Below are 23,184 nucleotides of genomic sequence, written 5' to 3'. Positions count from 1 at the left end.
GCTCCTCCCGGGTGACCTGAGTCACTCCAGGTTATGGCTTCACCGCCCTGCGCGAAAGTCCGCAGAGTCCGGTTCGATGCCCAATCTGGTCGCGAGCGCGTCGTAGGCCTGGACGATGCCGGCGCCGTACGGGTCGTCGCCGAGTGCGCCGAGGGTGCCCCGCCCGAGCTCCCACTGGGCCTTCGCGGACTCGTGATCACCGAGTTTGCGGTAATCCTCGGCGAGGTTCAGGTGCAGCGACGGGTAAAAGCCGCGCACGGCCAGCGTCGCGTGGTACTCCTTGGCGCGTTCGTCGGTGAGCGAATCGGCCGCCGCTAGCGCGCGGAGATCCCAGGCGAGTTCGTCGGCCGGGTCGTCGCAGACGTCGGCCATGTAGTGCGCGAGCGCGCACCGGTGCAGCGGGTCGCCATCCTCGCCGATCCGTTCCCACAGCGCCGCGAACTTCTCGCGCGCGCCGACGCGATCACCGGAGATGTGCAGCTGGAGGCCGGTGTTGATCTCGGCCATCACGTCGTCGGTCATTTGACGTCCGAGGCCGGGGCCGCCCAGGTGTTGCACGCCGACGTCGCTTTCCCGGAGAAGCCTGCCTTCGCCCATTTCAGCTGGTTACGACGGCTGCCGTGGGTCTCGCTGTCGTCGGCGCGGCCGTAGTCGTCGAGGGCCGCGCTGGCCAGCGACCTGCTGATCGAACCGCGTCCGGCGGCCGCCGCGAGGGCGAGCGCGCCGAAGCAGTTCGCCTGCAGTTCGATGCGGCGGACCAGTTCCTTGTCCGCGGGCGAGTTCTCCTCCGGCGACGACATCTTCTCCGCGGCCGCCGAGAGGATCCCGCTGGACCGCTGGACGTGGTGCCCGTACTCGTGGGCCATCGTCGCGAGGTGACGGGACCGTTCGAGCCCCGCGTCGCCCAGCATCCACTCGGTCGGCGCGTAGATCGTGGTGTCGCCGCCGCAGTAGTAGGCGACGGCCTCGTTCTCGCCCGGTGCCTTCCCGCAGGCGCTGGTCTCGGGCAGCGTCACCTGCACGGTCACCGTCAGCGCGGGCTCGTTCGCCTGGTCCAAGGCGGGTTTCCAGGCTTCGGCCAGGCACGTCACGAACGTCTTGTAGTAGGTCTCCAGCTTCGCGGGCTCGCGACTGATCCCGGGTAGGCGGCAGGTGACCGCGCCGAGCGCGACCCCGTCGGCCAGCAGCGGATTCGTCTCCAGTTCCCGCACCTCCTTGGGCGCGGGTTTCGTGTTTCCGGCCGGGGCCTTGTCGCCTTCCGAGGTGTACTGACCGGACACCGGGAGGGCCTGGCCGTCGATCTGCCTCGGCCCGCCCGCCATCGCCATCCCGGTGGTGGTCAAGGCGGCGACGATGAGCAGACCGACCACGGCGGTCCCCGTGTTGCGGGGGCTTTCGGGACGACCCGGCGAGGGCACGAACGGTCTGGGTACCTCGTCGGTGCCGGTCATGGTGTCCCCCAAACGTGCGAGCCAACAGCATACGGAGTACCGGCAGGGCAGGCGAAAACACCGCACCTGGTGGCGCCGGGGCCGGGGCCACGGCGAGACTGTCAGCATGAGTGACGAGGACCCGTACCTGTGGCTGGAAGACGTGACCGGCGAAGAAGCGCTGGACTGGGTGCGAGCCCGCAACGCCGAAGCTCTGGAGGAACTGGCGGGCGGCGAGCGATTCGCCGGGATCCGTGACGAGGTCCGCGAGGTCCTCGACGCCGACGACCGGATTCCCTACATCCGGCGCCGCGGCGAATACCTGTACAACTTCTGGCAGGACTCGGCCAACCCCCGCGGCCTGTGGCGCCGCACCACCCTGGAGCAGTACCGGCTCGACACGCCGGAGTGGGAGCTCCTGCTCGACGTCGACGCGCTGGCCGAGGCCGACGGCGAGAACTGGGTGTGGCAGGGCGCGGCCGTCCTCCGGCCGGGTTACCAGCGCGCGCTGGTCGAACTGTCGCGAGGCGGCGCCGACGCGACCGTGGTCCGCGAGTTCGACCTCACAGAGCGACGCTTCGTCGAAGACGGGTTCTTCGTGCCCGAGGCCAAGACCCGGATCGGCTGGATCGACCGCGACCGCGTCTACATCGGCACCGACTTCGGGACCGGGACGCTGACCAGTTCGGGCTATCCGAGGCTGGCGAAGGAATGGCGGCGCGGCACCCCGTTCGAAGAGGCGACGGTGGTCTTCGAGGGCAAGCCCGACGACGTCTCGGTGTCCGCGCACCACGACCCGACCGAGGGCTGGGAACGCGACTTCGTCTACCGCTCGATCGACTTCTACCGCACGGAAAGGTATCTCCGGACGTCCGGCGGGCTCGAACGCATCGAGGTCCCCGAAGACGCGCAGACGTCTTCGCACCGCGAGTGGCTGCTGATCCGGCTTCGCTCGGACTGGACCGTCGAAGGCACGACGTACCCCTCCGGCTCCCTGCTCGCCTCCGGGTTCGACGCGTTCATGGCGGGTGAGCGCACCTTCACGACCCTTTTCACCCCGGACGCGCACACGTCGCTGGAGTACTGGGCCTGGACGCACAACCACCTGTTGCTCTCGACGCTGTCCGACGTCCGGACGGAACTGCGCGTGCTCACACCGTCCGACGGCTGGAGCTCGCAGCCGCTCGCCGGCGCCCCGGACCTGGGCACCGCGCAGATCACCGGCACGGACCCCGACGTCAGCGACGAATACCTGCTCGACTCCAGCGGCTACACCCAGCCGTCGACACTGAGCTACGGGCACGTCGGCGGCGAGGTCGAGGTCCTCAAGCGCGCCCCCTCGTTCTTCGACAGCGAGGGCATGACGGTCTCGCAGTACTTCGCGACCTCCGAAGACGGCACGAAGATCCCGTACTTCGTCGTACGCCCCTCCGGCGCCGAAGGGGGCCCGACGCTGCTGACCGGCTACGGCGGCTTCGAGGTTTCGCTGACCCCAGGCTACAGCGGGGTCATCGGCCGCGGCTGGCTCTCGCGCGGCGGCACCTACGTCGTCGCGAACATCCGCGGCGGCGGCGAGTACGGGCCGGACTGGCACACCTCGGTGACCAAAGCCAAGCGGTACAAGGTCTACGAGGACTTTTCAGCCGTCGCCGCCGACCTCGTCGAACGCGGCATCAGCGAGCCAGCCCGCCTCGGCATCCAGGGCGGCAGCAACGGCGGGCTGCTGATGGGCGTCATGCTGACGCGCTATCCGCACCTGTTCGGCGCGATCGTGAGCCAGGTGCCGCTGCTGGACATGAAGCGGTATCACAAGCTCCTCGCGGGCGCGTCGTGGATGGCCGAGTACGGCGACCCCGACGACCGGTGCGAATGGGACTTCATCGGGAAGTACTCGCCGTACCAGAACGTGCGCGGTGATGGCGAGTACCCGCCGGTCCTGTTCGTCACGTCCACCCGGGACGACCGGGTGCATCCCGCCCACGCGCGCAAGATGGTCGCGCGGATGCGGGAGCAGGGACACGACGTGCGGTACCACGAGAACATCGAGGGCGGGCACGGCGCGGCGGCCGACAACGAGCAACTGGCGTTCAAATGGGCGCTGATGCTCGAATTCCTGTGGGAGAAGCTGGCCTGACGTGTCAGGAAAGGGTCGTTCAAGACGTTTTTCGTCCTAACCGACCCTTTCCTGACACTCGGCTCACTCCGCCACCTTCGCCAGCACCACCCCTCCGACGATCAGCGCCATCGCCGCGAACCGCCCGAAGCTGAGCGGGTCCTTGTGGATCACGATGCCGAACACGATCGCGCCCACCGCGCCGATGCCGGTGAACACGGCGTACGCGGTCCCCACCGGGAGCGAGTCCATCGCCTTCGACAGCAGGTAGACCGCGGCGACGCCGAGCACGAAGCACAGCACGGTCGGCCAGAACCGGGTGAAGTTCTCCGTCGGCTTGATGCTCTGCGACCAGGCGACCTCGACGACTCCCGCCAGGAGCAGGATTCCCCAGCCCATCAAGCTTCCCTTCCGGCCGCGGCCAGCTCTTCGGCGCCGAGGAGCGCCTGTTCCCGCGACGCGATCCGGTCGGGATCACGCGGGCTCAGCCGCGGGTCGACGAGAGCGTTCGTGAGTTCGGAATGCAGGAACGTGACGTCGTGGACGTCGTAGTGACCGGCGAAGAAGTCACGCAGGTAGCGCTCGTGATGGTCGACCGGTTCCCGCGGAGTGCCGGGCAGGTACGTGCCGCCGCGCGCTCCCGCGACCACGAAAGCCTTGCCCACCAAGGACATCTTCGGGAACGTCACCTGGTCGATCCACAGTTTGAGCGTCGCGGGGATCGAGAAGTTGTACATCGGCGTCCCGATCAGCACGACGTCGGCGGCGAGCAGTTCGGCCAGCAGCGGCTCGATGATCGCCCAGGCCTCGCGCTGCTCCGGCGTCTTCACCACCGAGGCGTAGCCGGCCGGATCGGTGATCCCGTTCTGGAGGAGCGCGTCGCAGATCTCGGTCCAAGCCTGGCCGATCGGCGGCACCGGATCGGCGGCCACGTCGCGATAGGTGTAGCCGGCGCCCGGGTTCGCGGCACGCCAGATCTCGGCGAAACGAGCACTCAGCTCGCGGGAGAACGACGCGCTGCGGGCACTGGAGTCGAGGTGGAGAAGGTGGCTCATCGGGGCCTCCCGGACCAGGAAGTGGACACGGCGTCCACTTGCTTCGCCGGGTACAAGTGGACGCCGCGTCCGGATATTCCCTAGGCTGCGGACATGCCGACGGAAGACCTGCTCGCGGGCGACTCGGGACGGGAACGCTCGGACGCCGCCCGCAACCGCGCGAAGATCCTGAAGGCCGCCGAAGAACTCTTCGCCGCACGTCCGGCCGCGGACGTCACCATGGAGGACATCGCCAAAGCGGCCGGGGTCGGCCGGGCGACGCTGTACCGCCGCTACCCGGACCGCTCGGCGATCGCCGTCGCACTATTGGACGAACACGAGCGAGAACTCCAGGAGCGACTGCTCACCGGCCCTCCCCCGCTGGGCCCCGGCGCGCCGCCCGCCGAGCGGCTGGCCGCCTTCTACGCGGCGATGATCGGACTGCTCACCAGGCACGCGCATCTCGTCCTCGGCACCGAGGTCGGGCATTCGCGGTTCACCAGCGGGCCGTACCGGCTGTGGCGCACCCACGTCCGCCTCCTCGCCGAGGAGGCGAACGTGAAGGATCCGGACGCGCTCGCCGACATCCTGCTGGCGCCGCTGGCCGCAGACGTGTTCCTTTATCAAACGAGCGAACTCGGCCTGAGCGCGAAACGGATCACCGACACGCTGGCCGAGCAGGCACGGCGGGCACTGGCCTGATCAGCCGGCGAGGCCATCGGCGACGAGCTTCATCACGGCCTGCCAGTGTTCACGCTGCGCGGCGCGCTCTTCGGGCCCGGCGAGCCGCTCCTGATGGAAGACCACGACCGTCTTGTCCGGCCCGGCCGGACGGAGCCCCACCTGGACCGTGCTCTCGTGGTCCCAGTCCTTCGGCCGCCAGGTGAGGCGGATCTTCTCCTGCTCACGGTAGCCGCGAACCTCACCGACAGTGCCCTCCGCCGTCTCGTACGGCGCGCCCTTCTCCGGCTCCAGCCGCACGTCGCCCAGCCAGGCCGCGAGACCCGGACCCGAGAGGTACTCCCAAACCTGCGCCAGCGGATACGGCATCGTCTTGGACACGCCGATCTCCCAGCCCGCGTCCTTCGTCTTCCCGATCATCACGCCTCCACCGTAACCGGCTTACCTGGTTTCCGAAACCGACTATAGTGGTTACATGACTCCGGGAACAAGACTGCTCGTCAGCGCCCAGGGTGAGCGCTATCGGTTCGATCCGGGCAGCCTCAGCCTCGAACTCATGCTGACCGGCGGTCCCGGCCTGTACGACCGCTACGAGATCGCGCACACTCCGTCCGATCTGGCCGAGTGGTTCACCGATTCGCGGCTGGCGCTGACCGCTCCTCTGACCGACGTCCGGATCAAACCCGCCGAACTCGCCGCGCTCAAGGAACTCCGGGACACGCTCTACCGCGTCGCGCCCGCACTCGCCCGCGGCGAAGCGCCGTCGGACGAAGACCTCGCCTTGCTGAACAGCGCGACCGAGGCGACCCCGAGGCCCCTCGTCGACCCGAAGACCCGGCGGCTCGCCTGGGCGCCACCCGTCACCGGGAAGCAACTCCTCGGCGCCGTCGCCCGCGACGCCATCGGACTCGTCGCGGGCGAACGGTCCGGCCGGGTCCGCGAATGTTCCGCGGACGACTGCCACCTGCTGTTCTTCGACACCTCGCGCTCGGGCAACCGCCGCTGGTGCTCGATGGAACGCTGCGGCAACCGCGCCAAGATCCGGGCCTACCGCGCGCGGACCGAGACCGCCTGATCGCTAGGATTCCCGGCGATGCAAGGTGAGGCGAAACTGGAACAGCGCGTCGTGGAGACGGCGGAGAAGGTGCTGTCCAAACGGAAATCGGTGACCGCGCTCGACATCCTGAGCGGCATCGGCTGGCTGCCGGAGAACGTGCTCACAAGCTGGCAGCAGGGCCGGATCCCCGATCTGTCCACGGCCTTGCCGGTGAGCGCGGAGAAACTGAACTTCGCCCTCGGCGCACTCCAAGGATGGGCGAAGGAAAAAGCCCTCGAAAGCTCCGAGATCGAGCATGTCGGCGCGACCCGCGACCGGGCGGCCCTCCGGGTGACTTCGGGCGAACTGGCCGGCCTCGAACCGCTGTTCCGGACGCAGTGGCTCATGCCGGGACTGTCCGAAGCGAAGCGTGCGCAAGTCCTCGCCCGCCGGCAGAAGGCGCCGGATCTCGTCGTCTCCGTGGCGCTGAAGGACTGGACGTGCGCCGACTGCGGCGGCACCGGCGACCTGCTGTTCATGGAGAACGAAAAGCCGCACTGCCTCGACTGCGCCGACCTCGGCCACCTGGTCTTCCTGCCCTCGGGCGACACCGCGCTGACCCGCCGGGCCAAGAAGGCGAGCCGGCTTTCCGCCGTCGTCGTCCGCTTCAACCGGTCGAGGAAACGCAGCGAGCGGCAAGGGCTCCTGGTCGAGGACGCGGCGTTGCGCGCCGCTGAAGAACAGTGCCTCGCGGACGAGGACGTCCGGGAACGACGCCGCGGCCGGGATCGTGAGCGGCGCGCCGAGGAAGACGTCGAGTTCACCGTCCGATTCCACACCGCGATCACGGAGATGTTCCCCGGCTGCCCGCCGGAACGAGCACGCGCCATCGCCGAACACGCCGGCCAGCGCGGCAGCGGCCGGGTGGGCCGATCCGCCGCCGGTCGGGAACTGGCCGAACGAGCGGTGTTCCTCGCCGTCGTCGCCTCGATCCGGCATCTGGACACCGAGTACGACGACCTCCTCATGGCAGGTGTGGAACGGCAGGCCGCCCGCGACCGCATCCACTCCGCCATCGAAGCCGTGCTGGAACGCTGGCGAGCCTGACCGCTGTCACGTTCCGGGCGTGGGGCTCGTCCAGTGGGCATGTCCACCGCATATCTCACCCTCGCCATCGTGACGATCGTGATCAACGCCGGGATCGCCGCCGCCGACTTAGCCCGTGTCCCCTTCGTCCTGAAGAACTCTGCCGAGGTCAACGTGCCTCAGGCCTGGATCCCGCCACTGGCCTCGCTGAAGGCCGCGGGCGCGGCCGGGCTGCTGCTCGGCCTGCTCGGGGTGCCGTATGTCGGGACCGCGGCGGCTGCCGGGCTCGTGCTGTTCTACGTCGGCGCCGTCATCACCCACGTGCGGGCCCGCGTTCTCTACAACATCGCTTTCCCTGGCGGATTCCTCGCGCTGGCGGTGGCGACCTTCGTCCTCGATCTCGCTCAGACCAGGTAGGGGGCGAAGTGCTCGGCGACGACGTCCGCGACCGCCTCTGCGGCTATCGAGCCGTCGATTTCCAGCACGCGGACGCCGAGGCTGTCCGCCGCGCGGACGGCGTCTTCGGCGACAAGACGGTCTCGCGCGACCCGGTTGCGTTGCGCGCGCTCGGGATCACTGACCCGGTGCGCCATCGCGGCAGCACGCGAAGCTGATGCTCGCGGAAACCGCCGGTGGGCACCATCACGATCATCCGTCGCTGTGAATCGAGGAGAGGCGCGCGCAGATCGTCGAGTGCCCATTCGAACCGCAGCGGGAACCGGCGATCGTGTCTGCGGCCATCAGAGCCTCCTGGCGTCGACAGCGAGTAAGGACCCCTTCGTGAGCAGAACGAATCTCGAAGGCGCTTGCTCGCGAAGGTCTCGGATCCGCTGGGTTATCCGGACGCGCTCGCTCACCGTTCCGGCCAAGTCGATCCGGAACAACAACCCGCCCTCGTCGGCGATCACGAACCCTCCGTCCACGGAAGCGACCGAGGGAACGAACCGCCGATCGTGCCGGATCCTCCACTGCTCGGCGCCGTCCGACGCGTCGACCACTGTGTAGCCACCACGCCGCTCGGCCAGCCAGAGCAAGCCACCACACAGGTCGACCGCCCTGGGCGCGAGAGCGCGCTCGGCACGGACCACTGTCTCGGCTTTCGTCTCGGACAAGGCGATACGTACGACCAAGCGGTCGCCGCACCGCACGAGGACTCCCCCGTCGTCGTCCGCACGAAAGGCCGGGCCGGTGTCGGGTCCGACCAGGGGCTCCGGCAAGGACCATGTGGCCAGTTCCCGGCCGTCACCTCGATCGATCAAACGTACGGAGTCGCCACCCGGCTTTCCGAGAAGGAAACCGGCCTCGGTCGCTGACGGCCGGACCGTGCTTCCGCACTCTCCCGCCCGCCAACGCAAAGCGCCGGTGCGGAGGTCCATTGCGGACAGTGGCGTATAGCCGCGCCAGCCGCCCACCAGCACGAGTTCTTCGTCTACCACGACATGACCGGCGAACGAGCCCGGCTCCGCCTGCCAGACGTCTTCGCCGGTTTCGACGTCCAGGCAGACCAGCCTGCTGCTGTTCTGCGGAACCACCAAGCAATACGGTTCGTCGATCACGACCGCACGTGGCCATGTCCCGACCGGAACATCCCAACGCACCGAGCCGTCGGCAGGCTCCAGGCCTGCCAATCGCGTACTCCGCTCGTGCACGACCAGGTGGCGTGCGGTGGCCGCCATCGCGGACGGCGAACCGGCTTGATGCAGCGGCCGTTCCCAGCGGACATCGAACACGAGACCAGTTCAGCAGCGGACGGGCCACCGCACAACCGGGTTCACCGGCGCCTGCTCCGGCGAACGACGTCGGTCGTCCACCGAAGCAGGCATCAGGATCAGCTACAGCCGGAGGTCGCTCCGCAGCCTTCACAGGCGTAGCAGGAACCGGCTGGCCGCATCTTGGTGCCGCAGGTCATGCAGAGCGGCGCGTCGGAAGCAGTGCCGAGGTTCAGTTCCACCAGTTCCGCCGTCGAATGCGCCACCTTGGCGGGAGCGCCGGCCGACGAGTCCACAGTGGACCGGAGCGCGTCGAGGTCGACGTTCTCCGATTCCGCGGCGGGAGCGGCGCCGTAGCTCGCCTCGACCTGTGCCGAACGCTCGTCGGCGGTGAAGATGCCGAGCTGCGAACGCTTCTCGTACGGCAGGTAGTCCAGCGCCAGCCTGCGGAACAGGTAGTCCATGACGCTGGTGGCGATCCGGATGTCCGGGTCGTCGGTCATGCCTGCGGGCTCGAAGCGCAGGTTGGAGAACTTCGAAACGTAGAACTCCAGCGGGATCCCGTGTTGCAGGCCGACCGAGATCGACATCGAGAACGCGTCCATCACGCCCGAGAGGGTCGAACCCTGCTTACCGAGCTTCACGAAGATCTCGCCGAGCCCGTCGTCCGGGTACGAACCGGCGTGCAGGTAGCCCTCGGCGCCACCGACGGTGAACGACACCGTCTGGCTCGGGCGCTTCTTCGGCAGGCGTTTGCGGACCGGCCGGTACTCGACGACCTTTTCGGCCTCGGGGGCGGCCTTCTCCTTCTTGCCGGTCGACAGCGGCTGGCCGACCTTGCAGTTGTCGCGGTAGATCGCGAGCGCCTTGAGGCCGTACTTCCAGCCCTGGAAGTAGATCTCCTCGACCTCTTCGACGGTCGCCGACTCCGGCATGTTGACCGTCTTGGAGATCGCGCCGGACAGGAACGGTTGCACCGCGGCCATCATCCGGACGTGCCCCATCGGCGCGATGGACCGCTCCCCCACCGCGCAGTCGAACACCTCGTAGTGCTCCTGGCGCAGGCCAGGGGCGTCGACGACGTGGCCGTGCTGGGCGATGTACTCGACGATCGCTTCGATCTGTTCGCCCTGGTAGCCGAGCGCGGAGAGGGCGCGCGGGACGGTCTGGTTGACGATCTGCATCGAACCGCCGCCGACCAGCTTCTTGAACTTGACCAGCGAGAAGTCCGGCTCGATGCCGGTCGTGTCGCAGTCCATCATGAAGCCGATGGTGCCGGTGGGGGCGAGCACCGAGGCCTGCGCGTTGCGCCAGCCGCCTGCCTCGCCCAGTTCGATGCCGCGCTTCCATTCCTGGGTCGCGAGCGCGCGGACCGCGGCGTCGTTCGCGTGGTAGGTCCGCACCAGTTCGTTGGCGGCGGCGTGCTTGCGCATGACCCGCTGGTGCGCCTCGGCGTTGCGCGCGTAGCCCTCGTACGGCCCGACGACCGCGGCGAGTTCGGCGGAACGGCGGTACGAAACGCCGGTCATCAGCGAGGTGATCGCGGCGGCGAGCGCGCGGCCGCCGTCGGAGTCGTACGCGTGCCCGAGCGCCATCAGCAGCGCACCGAGGTTCGCGTAGCCGATGCCCAGCTGACGGAACTTACGGGTGGTGTCGCCGATCGCCTCGGTCGGGAAGTCGGCGAAGCAGATCGAGATGTCCATGGCGGTGATGACCAGCTCGACGGCCTTCGCGAACAGCGGCGCGTCGAAACCGCCGTCCTCGGTGGCGAACTTGAGCAGGTTCAGCGAGGCCAGGTTGCAGCTGGAGTTGTCCAGGTGCATGTACTCCGAACACGGGTTGGACGCGGTGATCCGGCCCGATTCGGGGCAGGTGTGCCAGTCGTTGATCGTGTCGTCGTACTGCAGCCCCGGATCGGCGCAGTCCCAAGCGGCCTGCGCGATGGTGCGGAACAGTTTCTTGGCGTCGACGCGGTCGATGACCTCACCGCTCGTCCTGGACCGCAGGCCGAAGTCGCCCTGGGTCTCGACGGCCTGCATGAACTCGTCGGAGACACGGACCGAGTTGTTCGCGTTCTGGTACTGCACGGAGGTGATGTCCGAACCGGAGAGGTCCATGTCGAACCCGGCGTCGCGGAGGACCTTGATCTTCTCCTCTTCGCGGGCCTTGGTCTGCACGAACTCCTCGACGTCCGGGTGGTCGACGTCGAGGACGACCATCTTCGCCGCGCGACGGGTGGCGCCACCGGATTTGATGGTGCCCGCGGAGGCGTCGGCGCCGCGCATGAAGGAGACCGGACCGGACGCGGTGCCACCGGAGGACAGCAGCTCACGCGAAGAGCGGATGCGGGAGAGGTTCAGCCCGGCACCGGAGCCGCCCTTGAAGATCAGGCCCTCTTCGCGGTACCAGTTGAGGATCGACTCCATGGTGTCGTCGACCGAAAGGATGAAACACGCCGAGACCTGCTGCTTCGACGTCGTGCCGACGTTGAACCACACCGGCGAGTTGAAGCTGAACACCTGGTGCAGCAGCATCCAAGTCAGCTCGTGCTCGAAGACCTCGGCGTCGGCGGGGGTCGCGAAGTAGCCGTGTTCGCGGCCTGCGTTGACGTAGGAGTGGACGACGCGGTCGATCAGCTGCTTGAGGCTCTGCTCGCGCTGGGCCGAGCCGACGGCGCCACGGAAGTACTTGCTGGTGACGATGTTCGTCGCGTTGACCGACCAGAAGCCGGGGAACTCGACACCGCGTTGCTCGAAGTTGACCGTGCCGTCGCGCCAGTTCGTCATCACGACGTCCCGGTTCTCCCAGGTGACCTGGTCGTACGGGTGGACGCCCTCGGTGGTGAAGACCCGGCGCACGGTGAGCCCGCCCGCCTGCTTCTTCTTCCCACTCGTCCGCGCTGTGGCCGGGTTGCCTGTTCCCACGGTCTCGGTCATGGGTTTTTCCCTCACTCCCACGCGGGAGGCGGCTTCAGCCGTCTTTCGCGTCTTGATCGCTCTCGTCCGGTGTGGCAGCCATGGCCTCACGGAGGTCCGAGATCTCCTTCTCGAAGTCCTCGACCGAGGAGAAGGAGCGGTAGACACTGGCGAACCGGAGATAGGCGACGCCGTCGAGTTCGCGCAGGGGGCCCAGGATCGCCAGGCCGACCTCGTGACTCGGGATCTCCGCCAGCCCCGCCGACCGGATCGACTCCTCGACCCGCTGCGCCAGCTGCTGCAGCGCGTCGTCGTCGACCGGCCTGCCCTGGCAGGCGCGGCGCACCCCCCGGACCACCTTGTCCCGGCTGAACTGCTCGGTGACCCCGGATCGTTTGACGACGGCGAGCACCATCGTCTCCGAGGTGGTGAAGCGACGGCCGCAAGCGGCGCACGAGCGCCTCCGCCGGATCGCTTGACCCTCATCCACCTCTCGGGAGTCGACGACCCGAGAGTCCGCATGCCGGCAGAACGGGCACCTCATCCGCCGATCACCTTCCCCTCCGCGCCGGCCGGTCCCGAGTGGACATCCGCCCCCGTCGCCACGCAACGACGGGAAAGATCGACATGTGGATCGATCTGTGGACATCCGGTGGGTGAACACCGGCCAGCTGTGGACAACTGGTACCGAGTCTACCCCAAGCTATGGACCAACTACAGCCATGTAACTACTACATATAGCGGTGGAGACTAGATCGCAGGTCGGACGCACGCAAGCGCAACGGCCAGGTCGATCGGACACGAACGGGGAGCTCACCCACAGCGGGTGAGAGCGGCCCTCCGGATCACCTCCCACCCTCCGCGACCTCGGCCGCGACCGGGACCGTGAGCGGCAGTCCGGGCACGAGAACGGCGTTTTCCAGGGAGTTGAGCTCCTTGATCTTGGCCACGACCGCGCCGGTGTCACTGCCTGGCGCGAATCGCGTCGCGAGATCCGTCAGCGTCTCCCCCGTCGAAACGGACACCGTGGTGGTCCGTTCGGGTACCGCGACCCCCGGGACACCGGCCAAGAACAGACCCAAACCGGTGATGACGCCGGCGACGAGCAAGGCCATCGCGACGAGCGACGGCCACCTGAGCGGAAGCCGCCTCGGCGCCGGGCACGTCGGGGAGGCGGTGGCGACACCGGGACGACGGCCCGCCACGACCCGTGACCTGGTCGGCGGACGCAAAGGTTCGGCGCGCCTGCCCCGAACCACCCGAACGGGCCTGGTCAACCCTGCCGGAACGGGCCCGGGGGAACTGGGCCGCGCCAGTCCTCGATCGGCCAGAATCGACATAGGAACCTCCTCGCAAGTCCTGCTGCGCTCGGCGCCGGGCCGCGGCCCGGCGATCAAGGTCGAACAGGCGTTCTATCGAACGCCCGTGCGAATGTGTACCACCTACCCCCGACAAAATCGAGCGACACGGCGTGTCCATCGAACAGATGTTTGAAATCGTCGTCCCGGCGGGCTAACGTCGTTGACCAGGGCGTCTGCTGCGCGGACGCCGTCGGTGCCGTGGGCGGGAAGATCGTCCGCCACCGGCGAAGACACGCGAAGTCGGTCCGGGCGACCGGACGTACTGGGAGGCGACGCAGGAGATGAAGGAGCGATACGGTGGCTAAGGAGAGCAAGGCGGGGAACGCGCCTAGGGGCTCGGGTAAGGTGCGCGCCTTGCCCGAGGTCTACGAGGTGGACGAGACCCTGACCGTGCGGCAACAGCAGGTGCTCGACGTGATCAAGCTGTGGGTGAGCCGGTTCGGCTACCCGCCGAGTGTGCGTGAGATCGGCGAGGCGGTCGGGTTGACCTCCACCTCTTCGGTGTCGCACCAGTTGCAGGCCCTGCAGCGCAAGGGTTATCTGCGACGCGACCCGAACCGTCCGCGTGCGGTGGGCGTGCTCGCCGCGACGGACGACAACCCGATGGGCATCGACGTCGAGCAGCCGCAGTCGGCCGCGAAGGCCGCGTACGTGCCGCTCGTCGGCCGGATCGCCGCCGGTGGGCCGGTGCTGGCGGAGCAGGCGATCGAAGACGTCTTCCCGCTGCCGCGGGAGATCGTCGGTGAGGGTGAGCTCTTCCTGCTCAGCGTCACCGGTGACTCGATGATCAACGCCGCCATCACCGACGGCGACTGGGTCGTCGTCCGCCAGCAGCCCACCGCCGACCCCGGCGAGATCGTGGCCGCGATGATCGACGGCGAGGCGACGGTCAAGACGTTCAAGCGCAAGGACGGCCACATCTGGCTGATGCCGCACAACGAGGCGTACGAACCCATCCCGGGTGACGACGCCACGATCCTCGGCAAGGTCGTCGCCGTTCTTCGCAGGCTGTAGCCCGGAGCCGGAGCAAGTCGGGATCCCGGGTCGCGGAGACCCGGGTCAGACTCGGCAAGCTTCGGTCAGGCTCGCCGTTTGCGGAGCCTGCCGACCAGCAGGAAGCCGCCGATCACGACGATCGCGGCGATACCGACCTGCACGTAGGGGAAGTCGGTTCCCTGGCCCGTGCCACCGGCCGCGGCCGTCCCACCCGACGTGCTGCCCTCGGATTTGGCCGCGTCCACGGCGAGTGCCGCCGCGCCCTTCACCGCACGGATCTGCTCTCCGACGCCCTCCCCGCCGGACAACAGGGTCCCGTCCGGATCGAAGGCGAGCGCCTCGCCCTGTTTCTCGTTCGGCAGCGGCACCCGCACGGGCTCGCGCTGCAGCGCGCTCTTCAGGTCTCCGTCGGTGACGGCGTAGAGATAAGCGTCGGTGTAGGTGCGCAACGCGACCACCGAGCCGTCGGCCATCGACGCCGCGCCGGTCACCGTCATCGAACCGATCGATCCGGCCGGCCCGCCCTGCGTCGAGGTCTCCTTGATCTGCAGCGAGCCCACGTTCTCCAGCGGAGTCGGACCGGGACTGGCGAGCGGCCCTGTCGGCCGGTACACCTTGGAGCTGCCGAAGAGGTCCTTGGTGATCAGGTACGGCGTGCCCGAACGGTCCATGATCAGCGCTTCGACGTCGTGCTGCCCGTCGGGATAGGTGAGCCGGTGCAACGTCGCCTTGCCTTGCGGGGTCAGCGAGATCAGCGCGACCGTGTCCCGCCGCTTGCGGTTGTCACCGGTGTCGGAAAGCCAGAAGGTGCCGTCGGCGGTGCGGGCGAGATCCTCGGGGTCGTACGGGTCCGTCGCGGCCGAGATGACCTTCTGGACCTTGCAATCGCGGCCGAGGACGAAGACCTGAGTCTTGGTGCCGCCGTCGTTGAGGGCGTAGAGGTGCTCGCCATCGGAAACGAGGCCGGAAAGCTCGCTGAGCCGGGAATCGCTGTTCTTGCACACCGGCTGCGGAGCCGGGACCTCCTGCGCCACGGCGGGTGCCGTCCCGCCGATGAACGCCGCCAGCACGACCGCGGTCGCGACAATCCCCCGCACATCCACCTCCGTACCGTGGAACCCCTGAAGCCCCACACTACGGAGACGTCCGGGACGGCGCGCAGTTCGGTCGGAACGCCGAGATGGGGCGGAATGTCGCGAAGGCCACTTTCAGCGGCGAGCGTCGAACTCGACCAGCCAACTCCGGAAATCGACCGGACCGTGCAGATAGTCAGCAGGCGAGATCATCAAATCGGCGCCGAACAACCAGTCCAGTGCGTCCCAGACCAAGCCGTCATCGATTCGGTGGGCGACTTCGACTATCCACGGACGGGCCCAATCGGAGGCTTCCGCACGCGTGACCGCACCGGTCGCAAGGTCTTCGAGCACCTTTCGCACCTCAACACGCGTCGGCACCTGCGCGGATTCACGCATGAGGGCCTCCACTACATCGAACGACGTGAAGGCCCCTTTCACTGCGTCTGACGCAGTGAAAGGGGCCTTCACGTACTTGCTTCGCTTACAGAGCCGAGCCGTTCGTCTGGAAGTCGCTCAGCGCCGCGGCCAGTTCGGGCCTGCCGCGGACGACCAGGCGCGTACCGGTCTCGACGTGCTCTTCCTCCAGCACCTCGCCGTCGGCGTGGGCGCGGGAGACGAGTTCGCCTCGCGAGTACGGGATCAGTACCTCGACCAGGATCTCCGGCCTCGGCAGCCGCTCCGCGATCACCTCGGCCAGCTCCGTGATCCCGGTGCCGGTCCGCGCCGACACCTGCACCGATCCGGCCATCTGGTGCCGCAACCGGGCCAGCGACACCTCGTCGGCGGCGTCGGCCTTGTTGATCACCAGCAGCTCCGGCGGGAGCGGCTCGGAGCGGCGCTTCGTGATCTCGGCGAGCACTTCACGCACCGCGTTGACCTGCTCTTCCGGCGTCGGGTCGGCACCGTCGACGACGTGGACGAGCAGGTCGGCACTGGCCGCCTCCTCCAGCGTCGACCGGAACGCGTCCACCAGCTGGTGCGGCAGGTGCCGGACGAAACCGACGGTGTCGGTCAGCGTGTAGGTGCGGCCGTCGGGGGTCTGCGCCCGCCGCGTCGTCGGATCCAGCGTGGCGAACAGCGCGTCCTCGACCAGCACTCCGGCGCCGGTCAGCGCGTTGAGCAGGCTCGACTTGCCGGCGTTGGTGTAGCCGACGATCGCCACGCTCGGCACCTCGTTGGCCACCCGGCGACCGCGTTTGGTCTCGCGGATGGTGTCCATCGCGGCGATCTCGCGGCGCAGCTTCGACACCCGCTTGCTGATCCGCCGACGGTCGGTTTCGAGCTTCGTCTCACCGGGACCGCGCAGACCGACGCCACCGTTGGCGCCGCCCGCCCGGCCACCGGCCTGCCGGGACAGCGCCGCACCCCACCCGCGAAGCCGCGGGATCAGGTACTGCAGCTGGGCCAGCTCGACCTGTGCCTTGCCCTCCTTGGAGCGGGCGTGCTGCGCGAAGATGTCGAGGATCAGGGCGGTGCGGTCGATGACCTTCACCTTGACCTTCTCCTCCAGCTGGCGCAGCTGGCCCGGCGAAAGCTCGCCGTCGCAGATCACCGTGTCGGCGCCGGTGGCCGCCACGATCTCACGCAGTTCCTTGACCTTGCCCGAGCCGATGTAGGTGGCGGGATCCGGGCGGATCCGCCGCTGCACCAGGCCTTCCAGCACCTCGGAGCCCGCCGTTTCGGCGAGCCGGGCGAGTTCGGCGAGCGAGGCCTCGGACTGGAGGGCGCTGCCCTCGGTCCACACACCGACCAGAACGACGCGCTCCAGGCGCAACTGCCGGTATTCGACCTCGGTGACATCCGCGAGTTCGGTGGACAGGCCCGCTACCCGGCGGAGCGAGGCGCGGTCCTCGAGCTCCAATTCGCCGGTCGATGGGTCCAGGTCGTTAAGATCGTTGTGTGTCAGTTCCGTCATCGTGCCTCCATGGTCCCACGTTTCGACGGCGGGACCGAATTCATTACTTGCTGGGATACTTCGACAGGTAGATGGCCGTGCGTTTCGCTTCCGGGTCGACCGGCCGGGAGATGAAGTCGTCGACGAGCTCCATGAGCCGTGCTTCGAACTCCGTGATCTGCTCGTCCGGTACCTGGACGACCATGCGCGTCTGCTGCACCTCGTCGAATCCCACGTCGGCGATCTCGGCCAGGTAGGCCTCGAAGATCGCCTGATCGATCCCCCTGTCGCGGGAATCAAGATGCCAGGACAACCCGGTCGAGCGATAGGGAATTTCTTTCGCGCCGCGCGTGCCGCGTCTCGGCGGGAGCGCTTCGAGGAACCCGGTGTCGACGAGTTTGCGCACGTGGTGCAGCGTCGTCGCGGGGTCGCGATCGAGCCGTTCGGCGAGTTCCTTGTTGGTCAGCGCCTCTGAATAGGTCAACCGGATGATGCGCAGCCTTATTCCGGAGGCCATGGCGGCGATCTCGGCCTCGCTGGCGGCGCGTCGTGGAGTGGGCACGGCGACAGCCTAGAGCCGAAAGTGATTGACACTTTCCAATCACTCGGGCCAAGGTGGCGTCGTGCGCAGAGACTCCCTCTTCTTCCACGCGGACTTCCGGCGGCTCTGGGCGGGCGATACGGCCAGCCAGGTGGGCGCCTTCGCCGGTCACACCGTGATTCCCCTGCTCGCGGCCACCGTGCTGGCCGCGACACCGTTCCAGATGGGGCTGCTGACCGCGGCCGAGACGATCGCGTTCCTGATCATCGGGCTGCCCGCCGGCGTATGGGTGGACCGCATGCGGCGGCGGGCGCTGATGCTGCGGGCCGATTTCGTCCGCGCCGCGCTGCTGCTCACCATTCCGCTCGCCTGGTGGGCAGACGTCCTGTCGCTGACCCAGCTGATCGTGGTCGCCACGCTCGTCGGCGTCGCGACGGTGTTCTTCGACGTCGCCTACCAGTCGTATCTGCCGTCGCTGGTCGGCCGGGAACACCTGCTCGAAGGCAACGCGAAACTCCAAGCCAGCCAGTCGGTGGCGTTCCTGACCGGACCCGGCATCGGCGGTGGGCTGGTCCAGCTCGCGGGCGCGGCCAACGCCGTGCTGATGACCGGGGTGGGTTTCCTGACCTCCGCGCTGTGCCTGCTGCGGATCCGCACCGTCGAAGAGGTTCCCGAGCAGCATGAAGACGCGAAACTGCTCCCGCAGATCGTCGAAGGACTGCGGTTCGTGTTCACCGACGCCGCCCTGCGCTCGATCGTCGCCTGCACCGCGACGGCCAACCTGGCCAACGGCGCCTTCACCACCGTGCAGATCCTGTTCCTGAACCGGGAACTGGGCCTGTCGCCGGCGGCCATCGGTCTCGTACTGGCGACCGGCGGCGTGGGCGGGATCCTCGGGGCGATCCTGGCCGGACGCATCACCCGGCGGATCGGGCAAGCCCGCTCGATCTGGTTCGTCCCCCTGCTGACCTGGCCGTTCCAGTTGCTGCTCCCGCTCGCCGCCCCGGGCTGGCGGATCGTGCTGTTCCCCGCGGCACTGGCGATCGCGGGGTTCGGGATCATCGTCTACAACGTCGCGCAGGTGTCCTACCGGCAGGCCGTCTGCCCGGACCGGCTGCTCGGCCGCATGAACGCCAGTGTGCGCTTCGTGGTGTGGGGCATGCTGCCGCTGGGCGGACTGGTCGGCGGTGTCCTGGGTGAGACGATCGGGATCCGGGGAACGCTGTGGTTCGCCGCGGTCGGCCAGGCGGCCGCGGTGTTGTGGGTGGTCTTCTCGCCGATCCGGAAACTTCGTGATCTGCCGCGCGAACCGATCGCGGTCGGCTAGACGAGCCCGGCCCACCAGGCTTCGTCGAGTTCACCGCGGGCGACGATTTCCGCCGGTCCGGTGAGCGTGGAACCGCCGCGGCGCACCTCGACCACCACGCGGCCGCCGGGGATGTCGACGGTCGCCTCACCGGTGTCGGTGCCCGCGAGGTGCAGGGCGGCGGCGACCGCGGCGACCGTGCCGGTGCCGCAGGATCGCGTCTCGCCGACACCGCGTTCGTGGACGCGCATCTTCAGTGCGTCTTCGCCCAGCAGGTTGATGAACTCGAGGTTCACGCCTTCCGGGAACACGTCGGAGTCGAAGTCGGGCTGGTCGCGCAGGTCGAGCACGTCGACGTCGTCCTCGACGACCGACACCAGATGCGGGTTGCCGACGTTCACCGCGACACCGGAGAACGGCTGCCCGGCGACCACGGTGACCGAGGTGCCGGTGATGGTCGCCGGACCCATCTGCACGGTCACCGAACCGTCCGCGTGCATCTGGACCGGCTTGTCGCCGGCGCGGGTCCCGATGACGAAGTCGCGCTCGGTCACCAGCCCGGAGTCGACCAGGTGGCGCACGAAGACCCGGACGCCGTTGCCGCACATCTCCGCGATGGAACCGTCGGCGTTGCGGTAGTCCATGAACCATTCGCCGCCGGACTCGACATCCAGTGCGGGCGAACGCACGATCCGGAGCACACCGTCGGCCCCGAGACCGCGCTGACGGTCGCACAGCGCCGCCACTCGCGCTTCGGTCAGCTCGAGGCGGCCGTCGGGGTCGGGAAGCAGCACGAAATCGTTCTGTGTGCCGTGTCCCTTAAGGAATTCGATGCCGCCCATGGCCCCAAGGCTACTGGGCCGTCACCTCGAGGACGCGCTCGGCCAGCCGCTCCGAACCGCCGTCGAACCACTGGATGCGCTTGTCCCGCCGGAACCAGGAACGTTGCCTCCGCACGAACCTCCGGGTGGCCTGCGCGGTGGCCTCGGAAGCGGCTTGGAAGTCGCCGTCGCCGTCGATCGCGGCGATCACCTGCTGGTAGCCCAACGCCCTCGAAGCGGTGAGCCCGTCACGAAGTCCCTGGCCCAGCAACGTCCGGACTTCGTCGACGAGCCCGGTTTCGAACATGATCTCCACGCGGCGGTCGACACGGGCGTCGAGTTCGGCGGGTTCGCGGTCGATGCCGATCAGGACCGTGTCGTAGCGGGCGGGCCCGGGTTTCGGCAGGTTCGCCGAGAACGGTTCGCCGGTGATCTCGATGACCTCCAGCGCGCGCACGATCCGGCGGGTGTTGGTCGGCAGGATGGCCGTGGCGGCGACGGGGTCGAGTCCGGTGAGCCGGGCGTGCATCGCGGCGACGCCGATTTCGTCGGCTTCGGCGGTCAGCCGGGCACGCACGTCCGGATCGGTGCCCGGGAACTTGAGGTCGTCGAGCACGGCTTGGACGTAGAGACCGGACCCGCCGGTGAGGATCGGCACGCGTCCGGCGTCGAGCAGTTCTTCGACGCGGGCGCGCGCGTCGCGCTGGTACGCCGCGACGGACGCCGTCTCGGTGACGTCGAGGACGTCCAGCAGATGGTGCGGCACACCTCGCCGCTCCTCGGGGGTCGCCTTGGCCGTCCCGATGTCCATCCCGCGATACAGCTGCAGCGCGTCCGCGTTGACCACCTCACCCCCGAGGGTGAGGGCGAGTTCGACCGCCAGCGCGGTCTTCCCGGTCGCCGTTGGCCCGACGACCGCGACCGGCCGGATCACGCGTGCTCCCAGACCGCGACGTGGTAGGCGACGCCGAACGGCGCGGCCGAATAGAGGACCTCGGCGGTCCAACCGTCGTCCGCGGCGAGACCGGCGAGGACCTGCCACGGCGCGCGGCCGCCCGCCCCGAGTTCGGCGGCGAAGTCCGGGTCGACTGCGGCCAGCGCGCCCGTGTCGGCCTTGGCCAGCGCGTCGCGGATGCCTGCGTCGAAGCCTTCCGCCCGTTCGTCCTCGCCGCCGGGGGAACGCGGGCCGTGCCTGCTCGAACCGTCGCCGAGGACGAGCACCGCGGCGTGCTCCTCCAGCTCGCGGCCCAGCTGTTCGCACTGGCCGGAAGGGGCGGCGGGATCGACGAGGTGGACCCGGACGGACGAAGCGCCGCCCTGCTCGCGTAGCCAGCCGGCCACGAGCGCGGGCAACGGCAGCTCGGTTTCGGGCCCTGTCACCCGGCTGAGTGACACTCCGACGTCGAGGCCGAATCCGCGGAAGGTGCCACTCGCGTGTTCCGGCACTTCGGGCGCGCCTGAGGCCGCACCGATGACGACCCAGTCCGGCGAAGCGCTGGTCAGCAGCCTCGCGGCCTCAAGACAGGCTTCGCGCAGCTCGGCGCATTCGTCCGCCGCTCCGGCAGCCAGTTCGGGAATGAGCAGTGGGGGCTGCGGGAGCACGGCGACACGGCGGATCACGGCCGCCGACGTTACCTTCCCCGCCTTCGGGGACCGGCAACCGACCGACACGGAGGGTCCACCGGAAGTAGGATCACTGCCCTCTGGTGGTTCATCCGGTTCCACGGTGGACGCTGAGCTGCTTGAATGCCGCAAGGGGTTGATGCCCCCGAAGCAAGACGGCAACGCATTACCCGGCCCCGTCGGTAGACGGGGCGCCCGCGCCAGCGGGCGTACAGGCGATAAGGAGCCTGCGATGGCCCAGGAGAACACGTCCACCGGTACCCCGGCACCGCACCCGGTACCGCACGCGCTCGGTGGCGGGCACCCCGCACCCCCCGTGCCGCCCGCCGAGCCCAGCCCGTCCGCTTGGGGCAGGGTCGACGACGAAGGAACGGTGTACGTCAACACGCCCGACGGCGAACGTGCGGTCGGGGTCTGGCAGGCCGGGAGCCCGGACGAGGGTCTGCTCCACTACGCGCGCCGCTTCGACGACCTGCGCACCGAGGTCGAGCTGCTGGAGACGCGACTGGAGTCCGGCGCTGGCGATCCGAAGCACGCCCTGGCCACGGCCACGCAGCTGCGCGACGGTCTCGCCGAAGCCGCCGTCGTCGGCGACCTCGCCGCGCTGGGCGGCCGCATCGAGCAGGTCATCGCGCACGCCGAGAAGGCGCTTGCCGCGGCCAAGCAGGAGCGTGAAGAGGCCCGCGCGGCCGCCGTCCTGCGCAAGCAGGCCCTCGCCGACGAAGCCGAGAAACTCGCCGCGGAGTCGACCCAGTGGAAGGCCGCCGGCGACCGGCTGCGCGCCATCCTGGACGAGTGGAAGACCGTCAAGGGCGTCGACCGCAAGACCGACGACGAGCTGTGGAAGCGGTTCTCCAAGGCCCGTGAGGCGTTCAACCGCCGCCGTGGCTCGCACTTCGCCGAGCTCGACAAGCAGCGCGCGGGTGCCAAGAACCGCAAGGAAGAGCTGATCGCCGAGGCCGAGGCGCTCTCGGAATCCTCGGACTGGGGCGACACGGCGGGTCGCTACAAGGACCTGATGACCGAGTGGAAGGCCGCCGGCCGCGCGCCCAAGGACAGCGACGAGGCGCTCTGGCAGCGTTTCCGCGCGGCGCAGGACAAGTTCTTCGCACGGCGGTCCTCGGTGTTCTCCGAGCGGGACGCCGAGTTCGCGACCAACGCGCAGCAGAAGGAACAGCTGCTCGTCGAGGCCGAGAAGATCGACCCCGCGGCGAACCTCGAAGCGGCGAAGCAGCACATGCGGCGCATCCAGGACCAGTGGGACGAGATCGGCAAGGTCCCGCGCGAGCGCATCCGCGAGCTGGACGGCCGGCTGAAGGCCGTGCAGGACGCGATCAAGTCGGCCGAGGACAACAAGTGGCGGCGGACCGACCCCGAGGCGCAGGCCAGGGCGGCGCAGTTCCGCGAGCGGGTCGAGCAGTTCGAGTCGCAGGCGGCGAAGGCGCGTGCGGCCGGCGACGAGCGTCGTGCGAAGAAGGCGGACGAGCAGGCCGCGCAGTGGCGTGAGTGGCTCGAAGCAGCTGAAGCGGCCATCGCGGACCGGTAGGTCTTCGGGGCCCCCT

The 23,184-nt window shown here is 68.8% G+C and carries 25 protein-coding genes; 8 read left to right on the top strand and 17 right to left on the bottom strand.

Annotation, left to right across the window (positions count from 1 at the left end):
• Positions 1-39: 39 nt before the first annotated feature.
• A complete protein-coding gene (locus tag ACLJO0_RS12785) occupies positions 40-522 on the bottom strand; it encodes a hypothetical protein (protein WP_410578616.1) in 483 nt (160 codons plus the stop codon).
• Positions 519-1,451 (bottom strand): neutral zinc metallopeptidase, encoded by a 933-nt coding sequence (locus ACLJO0_RS12780; protein ID WP_410578614.1) that lies wholly within the window; start codon positions 1,449-1,451, stop codon positions 519-521. The genes ACLJO0_RS12785 and ACLJO0_RS12780 overlap by 4 nt, the downstream gene beginning before the upstream one ends.
• 106 nt (positions 1,452-1,557) lie before the next feature.
• On the opposite strand from ACLJO0_RS12780, the gene ACLJO0_RS12775 reads away from it, so the two are divergent.
• The gene (locus ACLJO0_RS12775; RefSeq protein ID WP_410578612.1) at positions 1,558-3,564 is read left to right on the top strand and encodes a prolyl oligopeptidase family serine peptidase; all 2,007 of its coding nucleotides are present in this window, start codon (positions 1,558-1,560) and stop codon (positions 3,562-3,564) included.
• A gap of 63 nt (positions 3,565-3,627) precedes the next feature.
• Here ACLJO0_RS12775 and ACLJO0_RS12770 read toward each other — a convergent pair whose 3' ends face one another.
• Together ACLJO0_RS12770 and ACLJO0_RS12765 are read right to left on the bottom strand one after the other, a co-directional pair.
• Complete coding sequence (locus tag ACLJO0_RS12770; RefSeq protein WP_125785387.1) at positions 3,628-3,942, bottom strand: DMT family transporter; 315 nt, start codon at positions 3,940-3,942, stop codon at positions 3,628-3,630.
• Positions 3,942-4,598 carry an FMN-dependent NADH-azoreductase gene (locus ACLJO0_RS12765; RefSeq protein WP_410578609.1) on the bottom strand — a complete coding sequence of 219 codons (657 nt, stop codon included), beginning with the start codon at positions 4,596-4,598 and terminating at the stop codon, positions 3,942-3,944. Before ACLJO0_RS12765 ends, ACLJO0_RS12770 begins: the two co-directional genes overlap by 1 nt.
• A gap of 93 nt (positions 4,599-4,691) precedes the next feature.
• On the opposite strand from ACLJO0_RS12765, the gene ACLJO0_RS12760 reads away from it, so the two are divergent.
• Entirely contained in the window at positions 4,692-5,279 is a 588-nt protein-coding gene (locus ACLJO0_RS12760) for a TetR/AcrR family transcriptional regulator (RefSeq protein ID WP_410578607.1), read from the top strand.
• Here ACLJO0_RS12760 and ACLJO0_RS12755 read toward each other — a convergent pair whose 3' ends face one another.
• Positions 5,280-5,678 (bottom strand): SRPBCC family protein, encoded by a 399-nt coding sequence (locus ACLJO0_RS12755; RefSeq protein WP_410579294.1) that lies wholly within the window; start codon positions 5,676-5,678, stop codon positions 5,280-5,282.
• A 55-nt stretch (positions 5,679-5,733) separates the two neighbouring features.
• Here ACLJO0_RS12755 and ACLJO0_RS12750 point away from each other — a divergent pair, with 55 nt between their 5' ends.
• From ACLJO0_RS12750 to ACLJO0_RS12740, 3 genes are read left to right on the top strand one after another with little or no spacing between them, the layout of a single operon-like run.
• A complete protein-coding gene (locus tag ACLJO0_RS12750) occupies positions 5,734-6,333 on the top strand; it encodes a CGNR zinc finger domain-containing protein (protein WP_410578605.1) in 600 nt (199 codons plus the stop codon).
• Positions 6,334-6,351: 18 nt separating this feature from the next.
• Positions 6,352-7,401 (top strand): DUF2293 domain-containing protein, encoded by a 1,050-nt coding sequence (locus ACLJO0_RS12745; RefSeq protein WP_410578603.1) that lies wholly within the window; start codon positions 6,352-6,354, stop codon positions 7,399-7,401.
• 39 nt (positions 7,402-7,440) lie between these two features.
• Entirely contained in the window at positions 7,441-7,797 is a 357-nt protein-coding gene (locus tag ACLJO0_RS12740) for a DoxX family protein (protein ID WP_410578601.1), read from the top strand.
• On the opposite strand, the gene ACLJO0_RS12735 is transcribed toward ACLJO0_RS12740, so the two are convergent.
• The 5 genes from ACLJO0_RS12735 to ACLJO0_RS12715 form a co-directional block, all read right to left on the bottom strand.
• Entirely contained in the window at positions 7,785-7,973 is a 189-nt protein-coding gene (locus ACLJO0_RS12735) for a hypothetical protein (RefSeq protein WP_410578599.1), read from the bottom strand. The two genes, ACLJO0_RS12740 and ACLJO0_RS12735, sit on opposite strands and share 13 nt — an antisense overlap.
• A 147-nt stretch (positions 7,974-8,120) precedes the next feature.
• Entirely contained in the window at positions 8,121-9,110 is a 990-nt protein-coding gene (locus ACLJO0_RS12730; protein WP_410578597.1) for a PQQ-binding-like beta-propeller repeat protein, read from the bottom strand.
• Positions 9,111-9,208: 98 nt separating this feature from the next.
• Positions 9,209-12,025 carry a vitamin B12-dependent ribonucleotide reductase gene (locus tag ACLJO0_RS12725; protein WP_410578595.1) on the bottom strand — a complete coding sequence of 939 codons (2,817 nt, stop codon included), beginning with the start codon at positions 12,023-12,025 and terminating at the stop codon, positions 9,209-9,211.
• Positions 12,026-12,059: 34 nt separating this feature from the next.
• Positions 12,060-12,548, bottom strand: coding sequence for a transcriptional regulator NrdR (nrdR, locus tag ACLJO0_RS12720; RefSeq protein WP_034311932.1), 489 nt, complete (start codon positions 12,546-12,548; stop codon positions 12,060-12,062).
• A 301-nt stretch (positions 12,549-12,849) separates the two neighbouring features.
• A complete protein-coding gene (locus ACLJO0_RS12715) occupies positions 12,850-13,209 on the bottom strand; it encodes a LysM peptidoglycan-binding domain-containing protein (protein WP_410578592.1) in 360 nt (119 codons plus the stop codon).
• Between the two features lie 453 nt (positions 13,210-13,662).
• Between ACLJO0_RS12715 and lexA the strand changes: the two genes are divergently transcribed.
• On the top strand, positions 13,663-14,379 hold the full coding sequence (lexA, locus tag ACLJO0_RS12710; protein ID WP_125785377.1) for a transcriptional repressor LexA: 717 nt from the start codon (positions 13,663-13,665) through the stop codon (positions 14,377-14,379).
• Between the two features lie 65 nt (positions 14,380-14,444).
• Here the strand turns inward: lexA and ACLJO0_RS12705 are convergent, their stop codons facing one another.
• From ACLJO0_RS12705 to ACLJO0_RS12690, 4 genes are all read right to left on the bottom strand, one after another.
• The gene (locus tag ACLJO0_RS12705; protein WP_410578590.1) at positions 14,445-15,458 is read right to left on the bottom strand and encodes a hypothetical protein; all 1,014 of its coding nucleotides are present in this window, start codon (positions 15,456-15,458) and stop codon (positions 14,445-14,447) included.
• Between the two features lie 111 nt (positions 15,459-15,569).
• On the bottom strand, positions 15,570-15,833 hold the full coding sequence (locus ACLJO0_RS12700) for a hypothetical protein (protein WP_410578588.1): 264 nt from the start codon (positions 15,831-15,833) through the stop codon (positions 15,570-15,572).
• Positions 15,834-15,918: 85 nt separating this feature from the next.
• Entirely contained in the window at positions 15,919-17,352 is a 1,434-nt protein-coding gene (hflX, locus tag ACLJO0_RS12695) for a GTPase HflX (RefSeq protein ID WP_410578586.1), read from the bottom strand.
• A gap of 43 nt (positions 17,353-17,395) precedes the next feature.
• Positions 17,396-17,893 (bottom strand): ArsR/SmtB family transcription factor, encoded by a 498-nt coding sequence (locus tag ACLJO0_RS12690; protein ID WP_410578584.1) that lies wholly within the window; start codon positions 17,891-17,893, stop codon positions 17,396-17,398.
• 61 nt (positions 17,894-17,954) lie between these two features.
• Between ACLJO0_RS12690 and ACLJO0_RS12685 the strand changes: the two genes are divergently transcribed.
• A complete protein-coding gene (locus ACLJO0_RS12685; protein ID WP_410578582.1) occupies positions 17,955-19,199 on the top strand; it encodes an MFS transporter in 1,245 nt (414 codons plus the stop codon).
• Here the strand turns inward: ACLJO0_RS12685 and dapF are convergent.
• From dapF to ACLJO0_RS12670, 3 genes are read right to left on the bottom strand one after another with little or no spacing between them, the layout of a single operon-like run.
• Complete coding sequence (gene dapF, locus ACLJO0_RS12680) at positions 19,196-20,020, bottom strand: diaminopimelate epimerase (RefSeq protein ID WP_410578580.1); 825 nt, start codon at positions 20,018-20,020, stop codon at positions 19,196-19,198. The two genes, ACLJO0_RS12685 and dapF, sit on opposite strands and share 4 nt — an antisense overlap.
• A gap of 10 nt (positions 20,021-20,030) precedes the next feature.
• Positions 20,031-20,933 (bottom strand): tRNA (adenosine(37)-N6)-dimethylallyltransferase MiaA, encoded by a 903-nt coding sequence (gene miaA / locus ACLJO0_RS12675; protein WP_410578578.1) that lies wholly within the window; start codon positions 20,931-20,933, stop codon positions 20,031-20,033.
• A complete protein-coding gene (locus ACLJO0_RS12670; protein ID WP_410578576.1) occupies positions 20,930-21,619 on the bottom strand; it encodes a class III extradiol dioxygenase subunit B-like domain-containing protein in 690 nt (229 codons plus the stop codon). The genes miaA and ACLJO0_RS12670 overlap by 4 nt, the downstream gene beginning before the upstream one ends.
• A 235-nt stretch (positions 21,620-21,854) precedes the next feature.
• Between ACLJO0_RS12670 and ACLJO0_RS12665 the strand changes: the two genes are divergently transcribed.
• A complete protein-coding gene (locus ACLJO0_RS12665) occupies positions 21,855-23,168 on the top strand; it encodes a DUF349 domain-containing protein (protein WP_410578574.1) in 1,314 nt (437 codons plus the stop codon).
• The last annotated feature ends 16 nt before the right edge of the window (positions 23,169-23,184 follow it).

The organism is Amycolatopsis sp. lyj-108, assembly GCF_046549005.1.
In the GTDB taxonomy this organism is placed as follows: Bacteria; Actinomycetota; Actinomycetes; order Mycobacteriales; family Pseudonocardiaceae; genus Amycolatopsis.
Note: the sequence above shows the minus strand (reverse complement) of the source record. Positions and strands in the feature narration are given on the sequence as shown.